General features: G+C 57.6%; 22 protein-coding genes. 17 read left to right on the forward strand and 5 right to left on the reverse strand.

All coding sequences use genetic code 11. The annotated features are described in order from the left end of the window. Positions 1-97: 97 nt before the first annotated feature. From mupP to QRN61_RS04535, 3 genes are read right to left on the reverse strand one after another with little or no spacing between them, the layout of a single operon-like run. Complete coding sequence (mupP, locus tag QRN61_RS04525) at positions 98-769, reverse strand: N-acetylmuramic acid 6-phosphate phosphatase MupP (protein ID WP_285373326.1); 672 nt, start codon at positions 767-769, stop codon at positions 98-100. Positions 770-773: 4 nt separating this feature from the next. After that, entirely contained in the window at positions 774-1,472 is a 699-nt protein-coding gene (gene ubiG, locus QRN61_RS04530; RefSeq protein ID WP_096794918.1) for a bifunctional 2-polyprenyl-6-hydroxyphenol methylase/3-demethylubiquinol 3-O-methyltransferase UbiG, read from the reverse strand. Between the two features lie 58 nt (positions 1,473-1,530). After that, complete coding sequence (locus tag QRN61_RS04535) at positions 1,531-2,865, reverse strand: TRZ/ATZ family hydrolase (RefSeq protein ID WP_027612416.1); 1,335 nt, start codon at positions 2,863-2,865, stop codon at positions 1,531-1,533. Positions 2,866-2,973: 108 nt separating this feature from the next. Here QRN61_RS04535 and mtnA point away from each other — a divergent pair, with 108 nt between their 5' ends. The 17 genes from mtnA (at position 2,974) to QRN61_RS04620 (ending at position 22,645) form a co-directional block, all read left to right on the forward strand. Further along, positions 2,974-4,050, forward strand: coding sequence for an S-methyl-5-thioribose-1-phosphate isomerase (mtnA, locus tag QRN61_RS04540; protein ID WP_096794920.1), 1,077 nt, complete (start codon positions 2,974-2,976; stop codon positions 4,048-4,050). 425 nt (positions 4,051-4,475) lie between these two features. Then, positions 4,476-7,130, forward strand: coding sequence for a DNA gyrase subunit A (gyrA, locus tag QRN61_RS04545; RefSeq protein ID WP_027612418.1), 2,655 nt, complete (start codon positions 4,476-4,478; stop codon positions 7,128-7,130). Between the two features lie 231 nt (positions 7,131-7,361). Continuing rightward, entirely contained in the window at positions 7,362-8,447 is a 1,086-nt protein-coding gene (serC, locus tag QRN61_RS04550) for a 3-phosphoserine/phosphohydroxythreonine transaminase (protein ID WP_027612419.1), read from the forward strand. Further along, positions 8,447-9,541: a prephenate dehydratase gene (gene pheA, locus QRN61_RS04555; protein WP_003226907.1), complete on the forward strand. Its 1,095-nt coding sequence runs from the start codon at positions 8,447-8,449 to the stop codon at positions 9,539-9,541. The genes serC and pheA overlap by 1 nt, the downstream gene beginning before the upstream one ends. 13 nt (positions 9,542-9,554) lie before the next feature. Then, positions 9,555-10,667 carry a histidinol-phosphate transaminase gene (gene hisC / locus QRN61_RS04560; RefSeq protein WP_285373327.1) on the forward strand — a complete coding sequence of 371 codons (1,113 nt, stop codon included), beginning with the start codon at positions 9,555-9,557 and terminating at the stop codon, positions 10,665-10,667. 28 nt (positions 10,668-10,695) lie between these two features. Then, positions 10,696-12,903 (forward strand): bifunctional prephenate dehydrogenase/3-phosphoshikimate 1-carboxyvinyltransferase, encoded by a 2,208-nt coding sequence (locus QRN61_RS04565; RefSeq protein ID WP_245223469.1) that lies wholly within the window; start codon positions 10,696-10,698, stop codon positions 12,901-12,903. Beyond that, the gene (gene cmk / locus QRN61_RS04570) at positions 12,900-13,589 is read left to right on the forward strand and encodes a (d)CMP kinase (RefSeq protein ID WP_015093983.1); all 690 of its coding nucleotides are present in this window, start codon (positions 12,900-12,902) and stop codon (positions 13,587-13,589) included. The genes QRN61_RS04565 and cmk overlap by 4 nt, the downstream gene beginning before the upstream one ends. Positions 13,590-13,708: 119 nt before the next feature. Further along, positions 13,709-15,394 carry a 30S ribosomal protein S1 gene (gene rpsA, locus QRN61_RS04575; protein WP_027612422.1) on the forward strand — a complete coding sequence of 562 codons (1,686 nt, stop codon included), beginning with the start codon at positions 13,709-13,711 and terminating at the stop codon, positions 15,392-15,394. Between the two features lie 216 nt (positions 15,395-15,610). Then, positions 15,611-15,889, forward strand: coding sequence for a hypothetical protein (locus QRN61_RS04580; RefSeq protein ID WP_027612423.1), 279 nt, complete (start codon positions 15,611-15,613; stop codon positions 15,887-15,889). A gap of 152 nt (positions 15,890-16,041) precedes the next feature. Next, entirely contained in the window at positions 16,042-16,338 is a 297-nt protein-coding gene (gene ihfB / locus QRN61_RS04585) for an integration host factor subunit beta (protein ID WP_003189779.1), read from the forward strand. 30 nt (positions 16,339-16,368) lie between these two features. Then, complete coding sequence (locus QRN61_RS04590) at positions 16,369-16,608, forward strand: lipopolysaccharide assembly protein LapA domain-containing protein (protein WP_285373328.1); 240 nt, start codon at positions 16,369-16,371, stop codon at positions 16,606-16,608. A 223-nt stretch (positions 16,609-16,831) separates the two neighbouring features. Further along, positions 16,832-17,908, forward strand: coding sequence for a dTDP-glucose 4,6-dehydratase (gene rfbB, locus QRN61_RS04595; RefSeq protein ID WP_285373329.1), 1,077 nt, complete (start codon positions 16,832-16,834; stop codon positions 17,906-17,908). Next, complete coding sequence (gene rfbD, locus QRN61_RS04600; protein WP_285373330.1) at positions 17,905-18,798, forward strand: dTDP-4-dehydrorhamnose reductase; 894 nt, start codon at positions 17,905-17,907, stop codon at positions 18,796-18,798. Before rfbB ends, rfbD begins: the two co-directional genes overlap by 4 nt. Beyond that, complete coding sequence (rfbA, locus tag QRN61_RS04605; RefSeq protein WP_285373331.1) at positions 18,795-19,685, forward strand: glucose-1-phosphate thymidylyltransferase RfbA; 891 nt, start codon at positions 18,795-18,797, stop codon at positions 19,683-19,685. Before rfbD ends, rfbA begins: the two co-directional genes overlap by 4 nt. A gap of 55 nt (positions 19,686-19,740) precedes the next feature. After that, positions 19,741-20,664, forward strand: coding sequence for a glycosyltransferase (locus QRN61_RS04610; protein ID WP_285373332.1), 924 nt, complete (start codon positions 19,741-19,743; stop codon positions 20,662-20,664). Continuing rightward, positions 20,661-21,623 (forward strand): UDP-glucose 4-epimerase family protein, encoded by a 963-nt coding sequence (locus tag QRN61_RS04615; RefSeq protein ID WP_285373333.1) that lies wholly within the window; start codon positions 20,661-20,663, stop codon positions 21,621-21,623. The genes QRN61_RS04610 and QRN61_RS04615 overlap by 4 nt, the downstream gene beginning before the upstream one ends. Next, a complete protein-coding gene (locus QRN61_RS04620) occupies positions 21,620-22,645 on the forward strand; it encodes an MraY family glycosyltransferase (RefSeq protein ID WP_285373382.1) in 1,026 nt (341 codons plus the stop codon). Before QRN61_RS04615 ends, QRN61_RS04620 begins: the two co-directional genes overlap by 4 nt. A 70-nt stretch (positions 22,646-22,715) precedes the next feature. Here the strand turns inward: QRN61_RS04620 and QRN61_RS04625 are convergent, their stop codons facing one another. Both QRN61_RS04625 and QRN61_RS04630 read right to left on the reverse strand, forming a co-directional pair. After that, positions 22,716-23,102: a GtrA family protein gene (locus QRN61_RS04625; RefSeq protein ID WP_285373334.1), complete on the reverse strand. Its 387-nt coding sequence runs from the start codon at positions 23,100-23,102 to the stop codon at positions 22,716-22,718. Then, positions 23,099-23,851, reverse strand: coding sequence for a WxcM-like domain-containing protein (locus QRN61_RS04630; protein ID WP_285373335.1), 753 nt, complete (start codon positions 23,849-23,851; stop codon positions 23,099-23,101). Before QRN61_RS04630 ends, QRN61_RS04625 begins: the two co-directional genes overlap by 4 nt. Positions 23,852-23,860: the final 9 nt, after the last annotated feature.

The raw sequence follows: 23,860 nt of genomic DNA on the forward strand, positions 1-23,860 counted from the left end.
AAGCAGTCGTAAACCTGCATATCGAATCGACCTGAAAGATTGCGGGGGCTGCTTCGCAACCCATCGGGGATAAATCCCCTCGCCACAAAGGCCGTTTTCAGCAGCTGCACAGCGCGCTGTCGAGCACCTTGCGCAACTCCAGCGGATGATCCACCACCACATCCGCGCCCCAGTGCCGCGGGTTGTCGTCCGGGTGGATATAGCCGTAGGTCACGGCGCAGGTCTTGGTGCCGGCATCGCGCCCGGATTCGATATCGCGCAGATCATCGCCCACAAACAAAACCGTCGACGGATCCAGATCAAGCATCTTGCACGCGAGGATCAGCGGCTCCGGATCCGGCTTGCTGTTCTTCACGTGATCCGGGCAGATCAGCAGCGCCGAGCGCTCGGCCAGCCCCAGCTGTTGCATGATCGGCTCGGCAAACCGTACCGGTTTGTTGGTGACCACGCCCCAGATCAGGTTGGCCCGCTCGATGTCGGCCAGCAACTCGCCCATGCCGTCGAACAGCTTGCTGTGCACAGCGCAACCGGCCAGATAACGCTCGAGGAATTCCTGACGCAGCTCCTCGAAGCCCGGCGATTCCGGGTCCATCGAGAACGTCACCGCGACCATCGCTTTGGCGCCGCCGGAGATTTCGTCGCGGATGTGCTTGTCGTTCATCGGCGGCAAGCCGCGATCCGCGCGCATCGCCTGACAGATGGCGAAGAAGTCCGGCGCGGTGTCGAGCAGGGTGCCGTCCATGTCGAAAAGGACTGCTCTGATGGCCATCGGCTTACTCCTCGCGCAGGGTCTGGATCATGTAGTTGACGTCAACGTCGCTGGCCAGCTTGTAGTGCTTGGTCAGCGGGTTGTAGGTCAGGCCGATGATGTCCTTGACGGTCAGGCCGGCAATGCGGCTCCAGGCGCCCAGCTCGGACGGGCGGATGAATTTCTTGAAGTCGTGGGTGCCGCGCGGCAGCAGCTTCATGATGTATTCGGCGCCGATGATGGCGAACAGGTACGCCTTCGGGTTGCGGTTGATGGTCGAAAAGAACACCTGGCCGCCGGGCTTGACCATGCGGTAGCAGGCGCGGATCACCGACGACGGGTCCGGTACGTGCTCCAGCATTTCCAGGCAGGTTACGACGTCGAACTGCTCGGGCATTTCTTCAGCCAGGGCTTCGGCGGTGATCTGCCGGTATTCGACGCTGACCCCGGACTCCAGCTGATGCAGTTGTGCAACCGCCAGTGGCGCTTCGCCCATGTCGATGCCCATGACAGTGGCGCCGCGCTGGGCCATGGCTTCGCTGAGGATGCCGCCGCCGCAACCGACGTCGAGAACTTTCTTGCCGGCCAGATTGACTCGCTCGTCAATCCAGTTGACGCGCAGCGGGTTGATGTCGTGCAGCGGTTTGAACTCGCTTTCACGGTCCCACCAGCGATGGGCCAGGGCTTCGAATTTGGCGATTTCGGCGTGGTCGACGTTGCTCATGATGTATTCCTCGAAAAACTTGAAAAGGGCTGTAGCCGCGGAGTCTGCTCCGCGGTGTTTACGATTCGGTATGGCCGCTGATGCGCTGGCCCCAGGCCCGGGCGGTGGCGCCCAGCTGTTGTTCGTCCAGACGGGTCAGGCGCCGGTCGTCGAGTAACTGTTTGCCGGCGACCCACAGGTGTTTCACGCAGTCGCGGCCGGTGGCATAAATAAGCTGCGACACCGGGTCATAGACCGGTTGCTGAGCCAGGCCGGACAGGTCGAAAGCGACAATGTCCGCAGCCTTGCCGATCTCCAGCGAACCGACCTGCGCCTCGATGCCCAAGGCCCGTGCGCCGTTGAGCGTGGCCATGCGCAGCGCACGATGGGCGTCCAGCGCGGTGGCCGAGCCGGCGACGGCTTTGGCCAGCAGCGCGGCAGTGCGGGTTTCGCCGAGCAGGTCGAGGTCGTTGTTGCTCGCCGCGCCATCGGTGCCGACGGCGACGTTCACGCCAGCCTGCCACAGGCGCTCCACCGGGCAGAACCCGCTGGCCAGCTTCAGATTCGATTCCGGGCAGTGGATCACGCTGGTGTTGCTTTCTACCAGCAATGCCAGATCGTCATCGCTGATCTGGGTCATGTGCACCGCCTGGAAGCGCGGGCCCAGCAGGCCGAGGCGACCGAGGCGGGCCAGTGGCCGCTCGCCGCGATGCTCCAGCGATTGCTGGACTTCGAAGGCGGTCTCGTGGACGTGCATGTGGATCGACGCGTCCAGCTCTTCGGCGATCACGCGGATTTTTTCCAGGTTCTCGTCGCCCACGGTGTAGGGTGCATGGGGGCCGAAGGTGATCTTGATCCGTTCGTGATGCTTCAGATCGCCGAACAGCTCGACGCCCTGACGAATGGCCTCATCGGCGCTGCTGGCGCCGGGGATCGGGAAATCGAGGATCGGAATCGCGATCTGCGCGCGAATGCCGCTATTGTGCACGCGCTCACTGGCGACTTTCGGGAAGAAATACATGTCCGAGAAACAGCTGATGCCGCCCTTGATCTGCTCGGCAATCGCCAAGTCAGTGCCATCACGGACGAACTCTTCATCGACCCATTTGGCTTCGGCCGGCCAGATGTGGTTTTCCAGCCAGGTCATCAGCGGCAGATCGTCGGCCAGACCGCGGAACAGGGTCATCGCCGCATGCCCGTGAGCGTTGATCAGGCCCGGGCTGAGCAGCACGTCCGGTAATTCGCGGACTTCTGTGGCGTTACACTTCAATGCTTCGGCGCGCGGGCCGATAAACACGATGCGACCGTCGCGAATGCCCAGGCCATGCTCCTTGAGCACAACGCCTGCAGGTTCGACGGGTACCAGCCAGGTCGGCAGCAATAATAAGTCGAGCGCAATGGCAGGTTTCGGCATCGAGGGTCGGTTCCAGTGCTTTTGTAAAGGATGGCGAAGTATACCCGAGCGTCTTCGCGGGGGGATCGCTATAATCGGCGGCTTTTGTTCATGAGTGCGGGGTGAGGGATGCGCGATCGACTGTTGGCTGCGGAGAAAGTAAAGGCCATCGATTGGCGAGATGGCGCGCTCCACCTGCTGGATCAGCGTATTTTGCCGTTCGAGGAAACGTGGATTGCCTACACCAGCGCTGCCGGTGTGGCTGAGGCGATTCGTTCGATGGTGGTGCGTGGCGCACCGGCCATCGGCATCAGCGCGGCCTATGGCATTGTGCTGGCGGCCCGCGCCCGCGTGGCTGAAGGCGGCGACTGGTACGCGGCGCTGGAAGAGGATTTCGCCCTGCTGGCGGATTCCCGCCCGACGGCGGTCAACCTGTTCTGGGCGTTGAATCGCATGCACGATCGGCTCGATCGTCTGAAGGACAATGCCGATCCGCTGGTGGCGCTGGAAGCCGAAGCCATTGCCATTCATGAAAGCGACCGCGAAGCCAACCTGACCATGGCCCAGCTCGGCGTCGATCTGATCCGCAAGCATCAGGGCAATGCCCAGGCGATCCTGACCCACTGCAACACTGGTGCTCTGGCCACCGGTGGTTTCGGTACCGCGCTGGGGGTGATTCGTGCGGCGTATCTGGAAGGCATGGTCGAGCGGGTGTATGCCGATGAAACCCGGCCATGGCTGCAGGGTTCGCGCCTGACCGCGTGGGAGCTGGCGAACGAAGGCATCCCGGTGACGCTGAATGCCGATTCGGCCGCTGCACACATCATGAAGACCAAAGGCGTGACCTGGGTGATCGTCGGCGCTGACCGCATCACTGCCAATGGCGACGTGGCGAACAAGATCGGCACCTATCAACTGGCGGTCAACGCCATGCACCACGGCGTGCGTTTCATGGTGGTGGCGCCGAGTTCGACCATCGACATGCATCTGGCCAGTGGCGACGACATCCCGATCGAGGAACGTGACGGCGCCGAGTTGCTGGAGGTGGGTGGCAAGCGCGTGGGGGCCGATGTCGAGGCGTTCAACCCGGTGTTCGACGTGACGCCGGCGGATCTGATCGATGCGATCGTCACTGAAAAGGGCATCGTCGAGCGGCCGGATACGGCGAAAATGGCTCAGTTGATGTGCCGCAAGCGCCTGCATTGATTGGCTTTGGCGTCTGCAAGGACGCCTTCGCTGGCAAGCCAGCTCCCACAGGTTCTGTGCTCGCCGCTGACCCTGTGGGAGCTGGCTTGCCAGCGATGGGGCCCTAAAAGTCAATAAACATCGCAAAACCTGACCTCAAAACTGCATTCAAAGAAGCTCTGAGCCTCTCTCGTCCCCTTTACGCCTGTCATCGGTCAACTAACTATGCTCCATGCGCATCTGGGGGATAGGTGCGTGGCGGCTCTTGTGATAACATCCGGCGTTTTCCGAGGCAGCTTCACGGAGCTGTCTTTACTGCGCAAATCCACGGTTCGATTTGTTGATTTGTCGTAAGTCGGCGCATGGCACTCAGCCTGCCCCGACGAGCTTCGTACATCCCATATGGATATGACGAAGTTTCACCAGAAAAAGGAATCAGGCTTCTCATGGGCGAACTGGCCAAAGAAATCCTCCCGGTCAATATCGAAGACGAGCTGAAACAGTCCTACCTCGACTACGCGATGAGCGTAATCGTCGGCCGTGCACTGCCGGATGCGCGCGATGGCCTCAAGCCCGTGCACCGTCGCGTACTGTTCGCGATGAGCGAGCTGGGCAACGACTTCAACAAGCCGTACAAGAAATCTGCCCGTGTTGTCGGTGACGTGATCGGTAAGTATCACCCGCACGGTGATACCGCGGTGTACGACACCATCGTCCGCATGGCTCAGCCTTTCTCCCTGCGCTACCTGCTGGTTGACGGTCAGGGCAACTTCGGTTCGGTGGACGGCGACAACGCCGCGGCCATGCGATACACCGAAGTGCGCATGACCAAGCTGGCGCACGAGCTGCTGGCTGACCTGCATAAAGAAACCGTGGACTGGGTGCCGAACTACGACGGCACCGAAATGATCCCGGCGGTGATGCCGACGCGCATCCCCAACCTGCTGGTCAACGGTTCCAGCGGTATCGCCGTGGGCATGGCAACCAACATTCCGCCGCACAACCTCGGTGAAGTCATCGACGGTTGCCTGGCCCTCATCGACAATCCCGAGCTGACCGTCGATGAGCTGATGCAATACATCCCTGGTCCGGACTTCCCGACGGCCGCGATCATCAACGGTCGTGCCGGCATCATCGAAGCCTACCGCACCGGTCGCGGCCGCATTTACATGCGTGCCCGTTCGATCATCGAAGACATCGACAAGGTCGGTGGCCGTCAGCAGATCGTCATTACCGAACTCCCGTATCAGCTGAACAAGGCGCGTCTGATCGAGAAGATCGCCGAGCTGGTCAAAGAGAAGAAGCTTGAAGGCATCACCGAGCTGCGCGACGAGTCCGACAAGGACGGTATGCGCGTCGTGATCGAACTGCGTCGCGGCGAAGTGCCTGAGGTGATCCTCAACAACCTCTACGCCCAGACCCAGCTGCAATCGGTATTCGGCATCAACATCGTCGCGCTGATCGACGGCCGTCCGCGCATCCTGAACCTCAAGGATCTGCTGGAAGCCTTCGTCCGTCACCGTCGCGAAGTGGTCACCCGTCGTACCGTATTCGAACTGCGCAAGGCCCGCGAGCGTGGTCATATCCTCGAAGGTCAGGCCGTTGCCCTGTCGAACATCGACCCGGTGATCGCCCTGATCAAGGCGTCGCCGACCCCGTCGGAAGCCAAGGAAGCGCTGGTCAGCACCCCTTGGGAATCCAGCGCCGTAGTCGCGATGGTTGAACGTGCCGGCGCCGATTCGTGCCGTCCGGAGAACCTCGATCCGCAGTACGGTCTGCGTGAAGGCAAGTACTTCCTGTCGCCAGAGCAGGCGCAAGCCATTCTGGAACTGCGTCTGCACCGTCTGACCGGTCTGGAGCACGAGAAGCTGCTGGCCGAGTATCAAGAGATCCTCAACCAGATCGGCGAGCTGATCCGCATCCTCAACAGCGCCGTGCGCCTGATGGAAGTGATCCGCGAAGAGCTGGAAGTGATCCGCGCCGAATACGGCGACGTGCGCCGCACCGAGATTCTCGATGCGCGCCTCGATCTGACCCTGGGCGACATGATCCCGGAAGAAGAGCGCGTCGTGACCATCTCCCACGGTGGCTACGCCAAGACTCAGCCGCTGGCTGCGTACCAGGCTCAGCGTCGTGGCGGCAAAGGCAAATCGGCGACCGGCGTCAAGGATGAGGACTACATCGCTCACCTGCTGGTAGCCAACAGTCACACCACGCTGCTGCTGTTCTCCAGCAAAGGCAAGGTGTACTGGCTGAAGACTTACGAAATTCCGGAAGCGTCCCGTGCCGCCCGTGGTCGCCCGCTGGTCAACCTGCTGCCGCTGGATGATGGTGAATACATCACCACCATGCTGCCGGTCGAGGAATACACCGAAGGTCACTACATCTTCATGGCGACCGCCAACGGCACCGTGAAGAAGACCCCGCTGGAATCCTTCAGCCGTCAGCGCAGCGTCGGTCTGATCGCGCTGGAGCTGGACGAAGGCGATGTGCTGATCTCTGCGGCCATCACCGATGGCGAGCGCGAAGTGATGCTGTTCTCCGACGGCGGCAAAGTCACGCGCTTCAAAGAGTCTGACGTGCGTGCCATGGGCCGTACCGCACGTGGTGTGCGCGGCATGCGTCTGCCGGAAGGGCAGAAGCTGATTTCGATGCTGATCCCGGAAGAAGGCAGCCAGATCCTCACCGCTTCCGAGCGTGGTTATGGCAAGCGCACCGCGATCACCGAGTTCCCTGAGTACAAGCGTGGCGGCCAGGGCGTGATCGCCATGGTCAGCAACGAGCGTAACGGCCGACTGGTCGGTGCGGTTCAGGTGCTCGACGGCGAAGAAATCATGCTGATCTCCGATCAGGGCACTCTGGTGCGCACCCGTGTCGACGAAGTGTCGAGCCTGGGCCGTAACACCCAGGGCGTGACCCTGATCAAACTGGCCAAGGATGAAACCCTGGTCGGTCTGGAGCGGGTTCAGGAGCCGTCGGAAGTCGAAGGCGATGAGCTTGAAGGTGAAGAGGGTGCCGGGTTCGAGGGGGATGTCGTGATCGACGACGTTGCCGAGGACCAGCAACTCGACGCCGCAGCTGACGAAGAGCCGCAGGAATAAGCGGACAAGCGAGGGGGCGGATGAAAATTCGCCCCCTTGTTATTTGTCCGGTATGAAATTTCGACATCATGGAGATCCCCTGTGGGAGCGAGCCTGCTCGCGAATGCAGGCGCTGCGGTACCTCTGACCCACCGCGGTGATGCATTCGCGAGCAGGCTCGCTCCCACAGGGCTGTGTTGATCGGTAGTGTGATTTATTGCGTGATACCACCAAATCAGAGCGAGATTGGATGTGAGCAAGCGAGCCTATAACTTCTGTGCCGGTCCTGCGGCGCTTCCTGAAGCTGTCCTGCAACGTGCCCAGGGTGAACTCCTTGATTGGCATGGCAAGGGTCTGTCGGTCATGGAAATGAGCCATCGCAGCGATGAGTTCGTGTCCATCGCCACCCAGGCCGAGCAGGACCTGCGTGACCTGCTGAATATCCCGTCGAACTATAAAGTGCTGTTTCTGCAGGGGGGCGCCAGCCAGCAATTCGCGCAGATCCCGCTGAACCTGTTGCCTGAAGGCGGCAGCGCCGACTATATCGACACCGGTATCTGGTCGCAGAAAGCCATCGAAGAAGCCTCGCGCTACGGCCACGTCAATGTTGCCGCCACCGCCAAGCCTTACGACTATTTCGCCATTCCGGGCCAGAACGAGTGGAATCTGTCGAAAGACGCCGCTTACGTTCACTACGCGCCGAACGAAACCATCGGCGGTCTGGAATTCCAGTGGATCCCGGAAACCGGTGATGTGCCGCTGGTCGCCGATATGTCCTCGGACATCCTCTCGCGTCCGGTCGACATCTCGCGTTTCGGCATGATCTACGCCGGCGCACAGAAGAACATCGGCCCGAGCGGTATTGTCGTCAACATTATCCGCGAAGACCTGCTGGGCAAGGCGCGTTCGCTGTGCCCGACCATGCTCAACTACAAGGTCGCGGCCGATAACGGCTCGATGTACAACACCCCGCCGACCCTGGCCTGGTACCTGTCCGGCCTGGTGTTCCAGTGGCTGAAAGAGCAGGGCGGCGTCGAAGCGATCGCCAAGCTCAATGACGTCAAGCAGCGCACGCTGTACGACTTCATCGACGCCAGCGGCCTCTATAGCAACCCGATCAACAAGTCGGACCGCTCGTGGATGAACGTGCCATTCCGTCTGGCTGACGATCGCCTGGACAAGCCGTTCCTCGCCGGTGCCGACGAGCGCGGCCTGCTCAACCTCAAAGGCCACCGCTCCGTGGGCGGCATGCGCGCCTCCATCTACAACGCCGTCGACATCAACGCCGTCAACGCGCTGGTGGCGTACATGGCTGAATTCGAGAAGGAACACGGCTGATGTCCGAGCAAGAACTCAAGGCACTGCGCGTTCGCATTGACGCTCTGGACAGCAAGGTCCTCGAGCTGATCAGCGAACGCGCCCGCTGCGCCCAGGAAGTTGCGCGAGTAAAGATGGCCTCGCTGGCCGAAGGCGAAGTGCCGGTGTTCTATCGTCCCGAGCGTGAAGCTCAGGTGCTCAAGCGGGTGATGGAGCGCAATCAGGGGCCGCTGGGTAACGAAGAGATGGCGCGGTTGTTCCGCGAAATCATGTCCTCGTGCCTGGCGCTCGAGCAGCCGCTGAAAGTGGCTTACCTCGGCCCTGAGGGCACCTTCACCCAGGCGGCGGCCATGAAGCACTTCGGTCACGCGGTGATCAGCAAGCCGATGGCGGCAATCGACGAAGTGTTCCGTGAAGTGGCGGCGGGTGCGGTGAACTTTGGCGTGGTGCCGGTGGAAAACTCCACCGAAGGCGCGGTCAATCACACCCTCGACAGCTTCCTCGAGCACGACATGGTGATCTGCGGTGAAGTCGAGCTGCGCATCCATCATCACCTGTTGGTCGGTGAAAACACCAAGACCGACAGCATCAGCCGCATCTACTCCCACGCGCAGTCGCTGGCCCAGTGCCGCAAGTGGCTGGACGCGCATTACCCGAATGTCGAGCGCGTGGCGGTGTCGAGCAACGCTGAAGCGGCGAAGCGGGTCAAGGGTGAGTGGAATTCGGCGGCGATTGCTGGCGACATGGCCGCAGGCTTGTATGGCCTGACGCGTCTGGCCGAGAAGATCGAAGACCGTCCGGACAACTCGACGCGCTTCCTGATGATCGGTAACCAGGAAGTGCCGCCGACCGGCGACGACAAGACTTCGATCATCGTCTCGATGAGCAACAAGCCCGGCGCGCTTCACGAGCTGCTGGTGCCGTTCCATGACAACGGGATCGACCTGACCCGGATCGAAACCCGTCCGTCGCGCAGCGGCAAATGGACCTACGTGTTCTTCATCGACTTTGTCGGCCATCACCGTGATCCGCTGATCAAAGGTGTGCTGGAAAAGATCAGTCAGGAAGCAGTAGCACTCAAAGTGCTGGGTTCCTACCCGAAAGCAGTTCTTTAAGGGGCGGTAGCAAATGAGTGGCAACTTCCTCGCTCTGGCACAGCCGGGCGTGCAACAACTTTCGCCGTACGTTCCGGGCAAGCCTGTGGACGAACTGGCGCGCGAGCTGGATCTGGATCCGGCGAAAATCGTCAAACTGGCAAGCAACGAAAATCCGCTGGGCGCCAGTCCGAAAGCCTTGGCGGCGATCCGCGAAGAACTGGCCGAGCTGACCCGCTATCCGGACGGCAACGGCTTCGCGCTGAAATCGCTGTTGGCCGAGCAGTGCCGCGTCGAGGTGAACCAGGTGACCCTGGGCAACGGCTCCAACGACATTCTCGAGCTGGTGGCGCGCGCCTATCTGGCGCCGGGCCTGAACGCCGTGTTCAGTGAGCACGCGTTCGCTGTTTACCCGATCGCCACCCAGGCTGTCGGTGCGCAGGCCAAAGTGGTTCCGGCCAAAGACTGGGGGCATGACCTGCCTGCGATGCTCGCGGCCATAGACGCCAATACCCGCGTGGTATTCATCGCCAATCCGAACAACCCGACCGGCACCTGGTTCGGTGCCGAAGCGCTGGACGAGTTCTTGCAGGACGTGCCGGAGCACGTGCTGGTGGTGCTGGACGAGGCGTACATCGAATACGCCGAAGGCAGCGATCTGCCGGACGGTCTGGACTTCCTCGCGGCGTACCCGAATCTGCTGGTATCGCGCACGTTCTCCAAGGCCTATGGCCTTGCAGCGCTGCGCGTCGGTTATGGCCTGTCCACTGCGGTAGTAGCGGACGTGCTGAACCGCGTGCGCCAGCCGTTCAACGTCAACAGCCTGGCCTTGGCCGCGGCCTGTGCGGCGCTGAAAGACGAAGAGTATCTGGCGCAAAGCCGTCAGCTCAACGAATCCGGCATGCAGCAGTTGCAGGCGGGGTTCCGTGAGTTGGGTCTGAGCTGGATCGAGTCCAAAGGCAACTTCATCTGCGTCGATCTCGGTCAGGTCGCAGCGCCGATCTTTCAGGGCTTGCTGCGTGAAGGCGTGATTGTGCGTCCGGTGGCCAATTACGGCATGCCGAACCACCTGCGGGTGACCATCGGTCTGCCGGCGGAAAACAGCCGCTTCCTCGAAGCGCTGCGTAAGGTTCTGGCTCGTGGGTGATGTCACTGCTCTGCAATCTGCTGCACCTATGATCGGTCGCCTTGTAGTGGTCGGTCTGGGCTTGATCGGTGGTTCGTTTGCCAAAGGCTTGCGTGAAAGCGGTATCTGCCGCGAAGTGGTCGGGGTCGATCTCGACCCGCAATCGCGCAAGCTGGCGGTCGAGTTGGGTGTGGTGGACCGTTGTGAAGAAGACCTGATCGCTGCGTGTCAGGGCGCCGACGTGATTCAGCTGGCGGTGCCGATTCTGGCCATGGAGAAAGTCCTGGCTCGTCTGGCGAGCGTTGATCTGGGGCAGGCGATTCTGACCGATGTCGGCAGCGCCAAGGGCAATGTGGTGCGCGCGGCGACCGAGGCGTTTGGCGGTATGCCAGCGCGCTTCGTGCCGGGCCATCCGATTGCCGGCTCCGAGCAGAGCGGGGTGGAAGCCTCCAACTCTGAGCTGTTCCGTCGGCACAAGGTGATTCTGACGCCGCTCGAGCAGACCGACCCGGCCGCACTGGCGGTGGTTGATCGCTTGTGGCGCGAACTGGGTGCCGACGTCGAGCACATGCAGGTCGAGCGCCATGATGAAGTGCTGGCTGCGACCAGTCATCTGCCGCACCTGCTGGCCTTCGGTCTGGTCGACTCGTTGGCCAAACGCAATGAAAACCTTGAGATCTTCCGTTACGCTGCGGGCGGTTTCCGCGATTTCACAAGAATCGCCGGAAGCGACCCGGTGATGTGGCACGACATCTTCCTCGCCAACCGCGAGGCTGTCCTGCGCACACTCGATACATTTCGCAGCGACCTCGACGCCTTGCGCGACGCGGTCGATGCAGGGGATGGGCACCAATTGTTGGGCGTCTTCACGCGCGCCCGGGTTGCCCGCGAGCATTTCAGTAAAATCCTGGCCCGCAGGGCCTATGTGGACGCTATGAATTCCAACGATCTGATTTTCCTGGCTCAACCTGGTGGCCGCCTGTCCGGTCGGATTCGCGTACCAGGTGACAAATCGATTTCCCACCGCTCGATCATGCTCGGCTCGCTGGCCGAAGGCGTGACCGAGGTTGAAGGTTTCCTCGAGGGCGAAGATGCCCTGGCGACCTTGCAGGCATTTCGCGACATGGGCGTGGTCATCGAAGGCCCGCACCACGGTCGTGTGACCATTCACGGCGTCGGCCTGCACGGTCTGAAGCCTGCGCCGGGTCCGATCTATCTGGGCAACTCCGGCACCTCGATGCGCCTGTTGTCCGGCCTGCTGGCGGCGCAGAACTTCGACAGCACCCTGACCGGCGATGCGTCGCTGTCCAAGCGTCCGATGAATCGCGTGGCCAATCCGCTGCGTGAAATGGGCGCCGTGATCGAAACGGCTGCCGAAGGTCGTCCGCCGATGACCATTCGTGGCGGGCACAAGCTCAAGGGGCTGACCTACACCATGCCGATGGCCAGTGCTCAGGTGAAGTCCTGCCTGCTGCTGGCGGGCCTGTACGCCGAAGGCAAGACCACCGTGACCGAGCCGGCGCCGACCCGTGACCATACCGAGCGCATGCTGCGCGGTTTTGGCTACCCGGTAAGCGTCGATGGCGCCACCGCATCGGTCGAGTCCGGCGGCAAGCTGACGGCGACCCACATTGAAGTGCCGGGCGACATCTCGTCGTCGGCGTTCTTCCTGGTGGCGGCGTCAATCGCCGAAGGTTCCGAGCTGGTGCTGGAGCACGTTGGCATCAACCCGACCCGTACCGGCGTCATCGACATTCTGCGTCTGATGGGCGCGGACATCACTCTGGAAAACCAGCGTGAAGTTGGCGGCGAGCCAGTGGCTGACCTGCGTGTGCGCGCTGCTAAACTCAAGGGTATCGAGATTCCGGAAGCGTTGGTGCCACTGGCCATCGACGAATTCCCGGTGCTGTTCGTGGCGGCGGCGTGTGCCGAAGGTCGTACCGTGTTGACAGGTGCTGAAGAGCTGCGGGTCAAGGAGTCGGATCGCATTCAAGTCATGGCGGACGGCTTGCTGGCGCTGGGCGTCAAATGCCAGCCGACTCCCGACGGCATCATCATTGATGGCGGCCAGATCGGTGGCGGCGAAGTGCATGGTCACGGTGATCACCGTATCGCCATGGCTTTCAGCGTCGCGTCGCTGCGCGCCACTGCACCGATCCGCATCCATGATTGCGCCAACGTCGCGACGTCGTTCCCGAACTTCCTCGCGCTGTGCGCGCAGGTCGGCATTCGCGTGGCTCAAGAGGCTCAGTCGTGAAAAACATTGCACCGGTCATCACCATCGATGGGCCAAGCGGTTCGGGCAAGGGCACGGTCGCCGGGATCCTGGCCAAGCGTCTGGGCTGGAATCTGCTGGATTCCGGTGCGCTGTATCGCCTGCTGGCGTTCGCTGCGCACAACCATGGTGTCGACCTGACCAATGAAGAGCTGCTGAAGAAACTGGCCGCTCATCTGGATGTGCAGTTCATCGCGGCGACCGACGGTCAGCTGCAGCGCATCATTCTGGAAGGCGATGAAGTCAGCGACGTCATCCGTACTGAAAGCGTCGGCTCCGGCGCTTCTCAGGTGGCGGCATTGCCGGCGGTACGCGAGGCGCTGCTGCAGCGCCAGCGTGCTTTCCAGGAAGCACCGGGCCTGGTGGCTGACGGTCGCGACATGGGCACAGTGGTTTTTCCGGATGCGCCGCTGAAGATTTTCCTCACCGCCAGTGCCGAGGAACGGGCGCGCCGCCGATATTTGCAGTTGAAGGGCAAAGTCGAGGGTGTTAGTCTGTCGAGTCTGCTAGATGAGATCCGTGCACGCGACGAGCGTGATACCCAGCGCGCAGTAGCTCCGCTCAAGCCGGCGGCTGATGCGATACAGCTGGATTCCACGGAGTTGTCCATCGATCAGGTGCTTGAACGCATCATGAGCGAGATCGCCATTCGCGATATCGCCGGGTGACCAAGAAGGCCGCAGGGGACCAGTCATAGTCCTGCGACGCTTCTTTTAAATGAAACTAACCCACACCGTCTGGGGTGTGGAGATGGGCGTATTCTTCGCCCTCATCTACAGGAATTAAAATGAGCGAAAGCTTTGCGGAACTCTTTGAAGAAAGCCTAAAGACCCTGAACCTTCAGGCAGGCTCCATCATCACCGGTGTTATCGTTGATATCGATTACCAGGCTCGCTGGGTAACCGTTCACGCTGGCCTGAAGTCTGAAGCACTCATCCCGCTGGAACAGTTCTACAACGATGCTGGTGACCTGACTATCAATGTCGGTGACGAAGTTCACGTTGCTCTGGATTCGGTTGAAGACGGTTTCGGTGAAACCAAGCTGTCCCGTGAAAAAGCCAAGCGCGCTGAATGCTGGATCGTTCTGGAAGCAGCCTTCGCAGCTGAGGAAGTGGTCAAGGGCGTTATCAACGGTAAGGTTAAAGGCGGCTTCACTGTCGACGTTAACGGCATCCGTGCGTTCCTGCCAGGTTCCCTGGTTGACGTCCGTCCAGTGCGCGACACCACGCACCTGGAAGGCAAAGAGCTGGAATTCAAGGTCATCAAGCTGGACCAGAAGCGCAACAACGTTGTCGTTTCCCGTCGCAGCGTCCTGGAAGCCGAGAACTCCGCCGAGCGTGAAGCTCTGCTGGAATCCCTGCAGGAAGGCCAGCAAGTCAAAGGTATCGTCAAAAACCTCACCGATTACGGCGCATTCGTCGATCTGGGTGGCGTGGACGGCCTGCTGCACATCACCGACATGGCGTGGAAGCGTATCAAGCATCCTTCCGAAATCGTCAACGTTGGTGACGAAATCGACGTCAAGGTTCTGAAATACGATCGCGAACGCAACCGTGTTTCCCTGGGCCTGAAGCAACTGGGCGAAGATCCATGGGTTGCTATCAAAGCCCGTTACCCAGAAGGCACTCGCGTTACCGCTCGTGTAACCAACCTGACCGACTACGGCTGCTTCGCTGAGCTGGAAGAAGGCGTTGAAGGTCTGGTACACGTTTCGGAAATGGACTGGACCAACAAGAACATCCACCCTTCGAAAGTCGTACAGGTCGGCGACGAAGTGGAAGTCATGGTTCTGGACATCGACGAAGAGCGTCGTCGTATCTCCCTGGGTATCAAGCAGTGCAAGTCGAACCCATGGGAAGACTTCTCTGGCCAGTTCAACAAGGGCGACAAGATCTCCGGCACCATCAAGTCGATCACCGATTTCGGTATCTTCATTGGTCTGGACGGCGGCATCGACGGTCTGGTTCACCTGTCCGACATCTCCTGGAACGAAGTGGGCGAAGAAGCCGTACGTCGTTTCAAGAAGGGCGACGAGCTGGACACCGTCATCCTGTCGGTTGACCCAGAGCGCGAGCGCATCTCCCTGGGCATCAAGCAACTGGAAAGCGATCCGTTCTCCGAGTACGTCTCGGTTAACGACAAGGGTGCTATCGTGACCGGTACCGTGAAAGAAGTTGACGCCAAAGGCGCCATCATCGTTCTGGCCGACGACATCGAAGCAACCCTGAAAGCCTCTGAAATCAGCCGTGACCGCGTTGAAGATGCGCGCAACGTTCTGAAAGAAGGCCAGGAAGTTGAAGCCAAGATCATCAGCGTTGATCGCAAGAGCCGCGTAATCCAGCTCTCGATCAAGTCGAAAGACGATGCTGAAGAGAAAGAAGCCATCCAGAGCCTGAAAGCAGCTCCGGAAGGTGAAGCAGCTGACACCACTATGGCGGCACTGCTGCGTCAAGCAATGGCCAAACAGAACTAAGTTCTGCTTGATCATGAAAAAGGGCGACTTCGGTCGCCCTTTTTTGTGCCTGCGATTTGGTGGCGGTGCGCGCCGCGGTTTGCGTGTATCGAGGCTACGGTGAAACCAATCACTTCAGCGGGTTGTCTGTTTCTTTAATCGGATCAATCGCCTATTCGCGACTAAGCTGGGTATTAGTCGTGCAGTAGTCGGGCGTTGCCTGGCATAAGGAAGTGGATGAACAGATTTATTGTCTTGATTGCGGTGTTGGTACTGGCTGGCTGCACCACAAGTGCCAAAACGCATGCTGTGCGTGGCGTCAGCGGTATCGAGATCGACTGCTCTGGTCTGGGTTCGGGGTGGGAGAAATGCCAAAAGCGCGCAGCGAAGGAGTGCAAGGGCGCGGGTTACAGGGTAATCACCCGATCTGATCAGGCCAAGGATGAAGATGAATATCCGTTTGGCTTCAATCCCGCAGGCTACGTCACTCGAACCATGCTGGTCATGTGCCGTTGAGTGTGTACTGCTTCGGCTTGTGCTTGTGTGCACTGAAAACAGGCGTTTCAGCGCCAAGGAAGATATGTCAATCCCTGGGCTGTTCAAAATCTTCCGGGCGTGCTAAAACCTTTCAAGCGCTGATCTAGCTGCTTGAAAAAGAAGGGAAAAATATGACGAAGTCGGAGTTGATCGAACGAATTGTCACCCATCAAGGGCTACTCTCATCCAAAGATGTGGAGCTGGCCATCAAGACCATGCTTGAACAAATGTCCCAGTGTCTGGCCACCGGTGATCGCATCGAGATCCGTGGGTTTGGCAGCTTCTCCCTGCACTATCGTGCGCCGCGCGTCGGTCGCAATCCAAAGACTGGTCAGTCGGTTAGTCTCGACGGCAAATTCGTTCCGCATTTCAAGCCGGGTAAGGAGTTGCGTGATCGGGTGAATGAGGAAGAGGAGGAGGGGGTTTGACAGTCGCTATCTCTACACAGGGAGTAACCCATGCGTAACCTCAAACGCATACTTCTTGGTGTTTTTATTCTTTTGCTGGTGTTGGTGATTCTGGCGTTTGTTCTTGAGAATCAGCAGTCGGTATCTTTGTTGTTTCTTGGGCTGTCTGGTCCGCAGTTGCCAGTCTCGTTGGTCGTCGTACTGGCGTTGCTCGTTGGTATGTTGATTGGGCCAGTACTTGGCTGGTTCTTGGGGCGTTCCTCCAGAGCCGCGCGTAAACGACTGGTCTGAGAGCGGCAGGTGCAGGGCATCTGTCGAAATTGCGCCCCAGTCTGTCTTTATCCATTAGTAAAACCATCATTAAGCTGTAAAATGCAGCCCTTGTTCGATAGTGCCTTATTGCATGTCGTTTCAGACTGACTCTGACGGATGCCACTGCTTGATGGCTTCTGCATTCATGGATTAGACAGCGCTCGTTTTTGGCTCTGTCCGCAGCTCAAGGGTATCGTTTCGCGTGAAAATTCTAGTTACCGGCGGCGCCGGGTTCATCGGCTCGGCAGTCATCCGTCACATCATCTCCAATACCACCGACTCCGTCGTTAACGTCGATAAGTTGACGTATGCCGGTAACCTCGAATCCCTGGCAGAAGTCAGTCAGAATTCGCGTTACGCCTTCGAGCGCGTCGATATCTGCGATCGCGATCAGATCGACCGTGTCCTGCGTGAGCACCAGCCAGATGCAATCATGCACCTGGCCGCAGAATCCCACGTTGATCGCTCGATCTCCGGCCCGTCTGAATTCATCCAGACCAACATCATCGGCACCTACACGCTGCTCGAAGCTGCTCGCCATTATTGGGCGGCGCTGGATGATGCGCGTAAAGCCAACTTCCGCTTCCACCACATTTCGACTGATGAAGTTTACGGAGACCTCGAAGGTCCGGAAGACCTCTTCACCGAAACCACGCCGTATCAGCCAAGCTCGCCATACTCGGCCAGCAAAGCCAGCTCCGATCACTTGGTTCGTGCTTGGGCTCGTACATACGGCTTGCCTACTCTGGTCACCAATTGCTCGAACAACTACGGCCCATGCCATTTCCCTGAGAAGTTGATCCCGCTGATCATTCTCAATGCGCTGGAAGGAAAGCCGCTGCCGGTTTACGGTAAAGGTAACCAGGTCCGTGACTGGCTGTACGTAGAAGATCATGCTCGTGCGTTGTACAAAGTCGTGACCGAGGGTGTGATCGGTGAGACTTACAACATCGGCGGCCATAACGAAAAACAAAACATTGAAGTGGTGAATACCCTTTGTGCATTGCTGGACGAACTGCGTCCTGACTCTGCTCATCGTCCACATGCCAGCCTGATCACTTATGTTCAGGATCGGCCTGGTCACGATGTGCGCTATGCAATCGACGCGAGCAAGATTCAGCGCGAGCTGGGCTGGACGCCGGAAGAGACTTTCGAGACTGGTATTCGCAAGACTGTCGAGTGGTATTTGAGCAACACTGAATGGGTAGAGCACGTGAAGAGCGGTAGCTACCAGCAGTGGATTGATCAGAATTATGCGGATCGCTCGAGCAAGGCATGAAGATCCTACTTCTAGGGAAAAACGGCCAAGTGGGTTGGGAGCTGCAGCGCTCACTGACGCCGCTTGGCGAGGTAGTGGCTCTTGATCGTCATCCCGTTGATGGGCTCAGTGGTGATCTGTCCAATCTCGAATCCCTGCGTGCAACGATTCGTCAGGTAAAGCCTGACGTTATTGTTAACGCCGCTGCGTATACCGCGGTCGACAAGGCTGAATCTGAAACCGAGCTAGCAGATCACGTAAACGGCCTTGCGAGTGGCGTTATGGCGGAAGAAGCCGCAGCGTCGGGCGCATGGCTGGTTCACTACTCAACGGATTATGTTTTCAGTGGCCGAGGCGTGACTCCATGGCAGGAAACAGACGCTGTTGCGCCGGTGAACCATTACGGCTCCAGCAAGCTCGCCGGCGAGCTGGCAATTATCGCGTCGGGTTGCAAGCATCTGATTTTCCGCACTAGCTGGGTGTACGGTGCTCGCGGCAATAACTTCGCAAAGACCATGCTGCGCTTTGCGAAAGATCGCGAAACGTTGAGTGTGATTGCGGATCAGATCGGAGCACCTACCGGGGCAGATCTAATTGCTGATGTAACGGCGTTGGCCATCCAGCAAGTTCTCGGGCGTCCAGGGTTGGCCGGTCTCTATCACTTGGCCGCTGGGGGCGAAGTGTCTTGGCATGGCTATGCCACTCATGTCATTGACTTCGCAAAAGCCCAAGGCGAGGAACTCGCTGTGACGACGGTCAGTCCGATCGAAACAACCGCCTACCCAACACCTGCGCGCCGCCCTCTGAATTCGCGATTGAATACTCAGAAGCTGCGCGACAATTTTTCACTACACTTGCCGGATTGGCAAAGTGGCGTAACTCGAATGCTTATGGAAGTCCTGAATAAATGACCACAACAAATCGTAAAGGCATCATTCTCGCTGGCGGCTCGGGCACGCGCCTGCACCCGCTGACTCTTGGTGTGTCCAAGCAGATGCTGCCGATCTACGACAAGCCGATGATCTTCTATCCGCTATCGGTGTTGATGCTCGCGGGGATGCGAGAGATTCTGATTATCTCCACGCCAGATGACTTGCCATGCTTTCGCAAGTTGCTGGGGGACGGCAGCCTGTACGGTATCAAGTTGACTTACGCTGAACAGCCTAGCCCAGACGGCCTGGCTCAGGCGTTTATCATTGGCGAAGAGTTCATCGGCAATGACCCTTGCTGCCTGATCCTTGGCGACAATATCTTCTACGGTCAGCACTTCTCGGATAACTTGCGTTCTGCGACTGACCAGAAGACTGGTGCGACCGTATTTGGTTATCATGTTTCTGATCCCGAGCGTTTTGGTGTGGTTGAATTCGATGCTACTGGGCGTGCTCTCAGCATTGAAGAAAAACCACTGAAGCCCAAGTCCAACTATGCGGTAACCGGACTGTACTTCTACGACAATGAAGTTGTCGAGATAGCCAAGAACATCAAGCCTTCCGAGCGTGGCGAGCTGGAAATCACCGACGTCAACCGTGCTTATCTAGAGCGCAAGTCCCTCAACGTCGAAATGCTTGGCCGTGGTTTTGCGTGGCTAGATACGGGTACTCACGACTCGCTACTTGAAGCCAGCCACTTCGTGCATACCATCGAGCAGCGCCAAGGCTTGAAAGTGGCTTGCCTGGAAGAGATCGCTTACCACAATGGCTGGATCAATGCCGAGCAGCTTGGCGCTCAAGCTGACGCCCTGAAGAAGACTGGGTACGGTCAGTACTTGCAGAAGTTGCTGGACTCGCCTTCCCACTGATTCGGAGGCTCAATCCTTCGAACAGTAGCGTTTAACCGGTCCAGGCAGGAATGGCATGCCAGTAAAACATCCCAAGGTTGCGGTTTTGCTGGCTGCCTACAATGGCATGCAGTGGATCGAGGAGCAGTTGGCTTCGATCCTCGACCAGTCAGCTGTCGACGTAACCGTTTATATCAGTATTGATCCCTCCACTGACGGTACCGAAGCCTGGTGCGCGGCTTATGCGGCTGAGCATCCCGAGGTTTTGGTCTTGCCGGCTGCCGGTAGCTTTGGCGGTGCCTCCCGTAATTTCTTCCGCCTCATCCGCGATGTCGACCTTGAGGGCTACGACTTTGTCGCCTTTGCCGACCAGGATGATGTTTGGTATTCGAATAAACTTCAGCGTGCGACCCAAGCCATCCAGGCTCGTAGCGTAGATGCCTATTCCAGTAATATCACGGCCTTCTGGCCAGACGGCAGCACTCATGTGCTGGACAAGGCGCAGCCTCAGGTCGCGTGGGATTTTCTGTTCGAAGCGGCTGGCCCAGGCTGCACCTACGTGATGAGCAAAGAACTCACGGATTCGCTGAAGTCTTCAATGCTCGCCAATTGGCAACAGTTGCAGGATGTCTGCTTGCATGACTGGTATTGCTACGCCTTCGCTCGTAGCCATGGTTACCGCTGGTGTATCGACCCGGAGCCATCCATGGACTATCGCCAGCATGAGCGTAACCAAGTAGGTGCCAACAAGGGCTTGAGCCCTTTGATTGCCCGCTACAAAACCATTCATGACGGTTGGTGGTTCAATCAGGTTCAGTTGATTACGCTGTTGGTGGGGCAGGGAGCCGATCCTTTCGTACAGACATGGCTGAAACTGCGCCGCAGACAACTCATGAAGCTTTCCTTCAGCGCCTGGCGTTGCCGGCGGCGAGTGCGGGATAAAGTGTTTTTCTTTTGCATTTGCTGGGCTACCGCATTGATAGGGAAGAAAACCAAATGACCATCCCGAAGGTAATGGTCACTGGGGCAAGTGGGTTTGTTGGAGAGGCGTTAGTTTTCAGGCTGTTAGTGGACAAAAAGTTTAGCCCGATCGCAGCTGCTCGCGGCGCTACGCGGTTGCACGGGCTATGTCCTGTGGTTCCCTTCTATCTCACCCACTCCAAGATCCTGCCCGCACTCGACGATGTACAGGTAGTCGTTCATGCCGCTGCCCGAGTGCATGTCATGAATGAATCCGCGGGGGATCCATTGGCCGAGTTTCGCAAGGTCAATGTGGAAGGCACGCTCAAGCTGGCTCAGTGCGCTGCAGCGTCGGGAGTAAGGCGTTTTATCTTCATCAGCTCTATCAAGGTGAACGGCGAAAACACCCTAATGGGTAAACCATTCAAAGCCGATGATCAGCCAAATCCGCTGGATCCTTATGGTGTGTCCAAGTACGAAGCGGAAGAGACTCTGAAACAACTAGGACGCGACACTGGCATGGAAGTGGTAATCATCCGTCCACCACTGGTCTACGGTCCTGGCGTGAAAGCCAACTTTCTGAGCATGCTGATCTGGCTCAATAAGGGAGTTCCTTTGCCACTTGGCTCGATTCGGAATCAGCGTAGCCTGGTAGCAATCGGAAATTTGGTGAGCCTTATAGCTACTTGCATTGATCATCCTGCCGCGGCCAACCAAACTTTTCTGGTTAGCGACGGTGAAGACTTACCAACAACGCAGCTGTTGCGTTTTCTGGCTAGAGCGTTAGGCAAGCCTGCCCGTCTTCTGCCGCTACCTGAATGGCTATTGAAGCTGGGGGCCTCGATATTGGGGAAGCAGGCCGTGGCTCAGCGTCTGTGCGGATCGTTGCAGGTCGATATCAGCAAAAATCGCGAGTTATTGGGGTGGTCGCCACCCATCAAGATGGACAAAGCCATGCGTCAAACCGCTGGCTATTATCTGGAAAAGCAAACGAAATGACTGTTTGGTGGCTGCTGCTCGCAGTATTTGCTGTTTCATGGGTGTTAACGCTCGTCTTGCGTCGTTACGCGTTGGCAAAGAGTTTGATGGATATCCCCAACGAACGTAGCTCCCATTCCGTCCCCACGCCACGGGGGGGAGGGGTAGCTATCGTCATCGCGTTTACCTTGTTTCTTCCGGTGTTGACTGCATTGGGCCTGTTAAGTACAACCGCACTTTTAGGGCTGTTGGGCTCAGGACTACTGGTAGCAGTAATTGGATTTACCGATGATCACGGACATATAGCCGCCAGATGGCGTCTGCTGGGGCACTTTATCGCGGCAGCCTGGACATTGTTCTGGTTCAATGGCCTTCCTGCTATTTTGATCTTTGATGTCGCGATTGATTTAGGTTGGTTGGGAGATATCCTGGCGTTGATCTATCTGGTCTGGATGCTAAACCTTTATAACTTCATGGACGGTATTGATGGCTTGGCCAGCGCTGAGGCGGTTAGCGTGTGTCTAGGCATGTGCCTGGTTTATTGGTTCAATGGTTACGTCGAGCTGATTTGGGCTCCGTTGATATTGGCGGCAGCAGTAACTGGGTTTCTTTGCTGGAATTTTCCACCAGCGAGGATTTTTATGGGGGATGCGGGCAGTGGTTTTCTTGGTATCGTCCTTGCGCTCCTGTCTATTCAGGCCGTGTGGGCTGCGCCTCAACTGTTCTGGAGCTGGCTGATATTGCTAGGCGTGTTTATTGTTGATGCCACATGGACACTCCTGCGGCGACTGCTTCGAGGGGATAAGTTATATCAAGCCCATCGCAGTCACGCTTACCAATATGCCTCCAGACACCTTAGAAACCATAAGACGGTTACCCTTGGGGTAATTGGGCTTAATGTTCTCTGGCTATTTCCCATATCTGTGTGGGTGGGAGCGAAAGGGATAGATGGTTGTGTAGGTTTAATACTTGCTTATTTGCCAGTATGTTGTCTTGTTTGGAAGTATAACGCTGGAATGCCAGAGATCAATGAGTCTCGATAGTTTCTAGGTGGAGTCAACCGGTCGAATATCGGCGTCGCTGACTCCAGCTGTGATTCTTATTCGTGGTTGGTTATTTTTTCGTAAAGATAGCCTTGGATAGTAAGTATGTAAGCGGTATCGTAATTATAACTGCTATAAGGGGGGCTACTTTTTCATTGAAGTGTAGGTGATCGATCCATAGCCAAAGTATGCCCATGCTTGCCAGGTATTGAGCGAGATAAACTAATGGGTATAACAATATGGAGCGGGATCCTGTAGTGCTTTTGAATACAAAATGCCGATTCAGAAAGTATGATAAAAAAATTCCGAAAATATAAGTTATAGTATAGCTTGCCTTGTAGTTAATTATATTAAGTAGCATTAAATATAATGCGTATGTTGCTAATGTGTTGAACGCTCCTGAGGCTAAAAAGCGCGCAAAGCTAAACTCGTGAAGTCTCTTTAATAGGTTTGTCATTGAGGGAGCATGGTTTTCTTAGTTGATACAAATTCATCGTAGTTGCGGATGTAGTCTGCGGAGTCGTAGTAGTGTGAGGCGAAGACTAATAAAACTGCGTCATTGGAGTAACGATACTGTATTCCCCATGTCATCGGAGGTAGATGAATTCCCATTGAGGGGCGGTCCAGTACGAACTCTTCACGATTACTTCCATCATCAGCCACAACATGAACTGTCCCCTTTACAGCAATCAGGAACTGATGGCATTCAATGTGCGCGTGCTCGCCCCGCGTTTCGGCTGTAGGAACATCATAAATCAAAAAATATCGATTAGTACTAAAAGGAATCTGCTTTTCAAATTCCCCGACCGTAAGGTTGCCTCGTATGTCGGGTACATTTGGCAAGTTGTGAATGTTTACGCCACTAACTGACGTCTGAGTAACTCCAGGCAAGGGGAGTCTATCGACTTTAGTATCTACTTGAGAGGTAGATGTTTCGACGTAACCCACGATCTTTGCTGGGTTGCCTTCAACGACAGCAAGAGGAGGGACGGAACGATTGACGACTGATCCAGGCCGTACAACGGCCTTGGATCCGATAATAACGCCCTCATAAATCGTCGAGTTACTTCCAATGACCACTCCGTAGCAAATTTTTGTGATGTTGTCTGCTGTGCCCGAGAGAATTACGGCGTTGTGGCCAATATGAATTTGATCTTCAAGAATGGCGGAGTCTGCTATGTATGCACCCGCTTTGATTATGTTCACAAAGATACC

Origin of the sequence: Pseudomonas sp. lyk4-TYG-107, assembly GCF_030209055.1 — a bacterium.
In the GTDB taxonomy this organism is placed as follows: domain Bacteria; phylum Pseudomonadota; class Gammaproteobacteria; order Pseudomonadales; family Pseudomonadaceae; genus Aquipseudomonas; species Aquipseudomonas putida_A.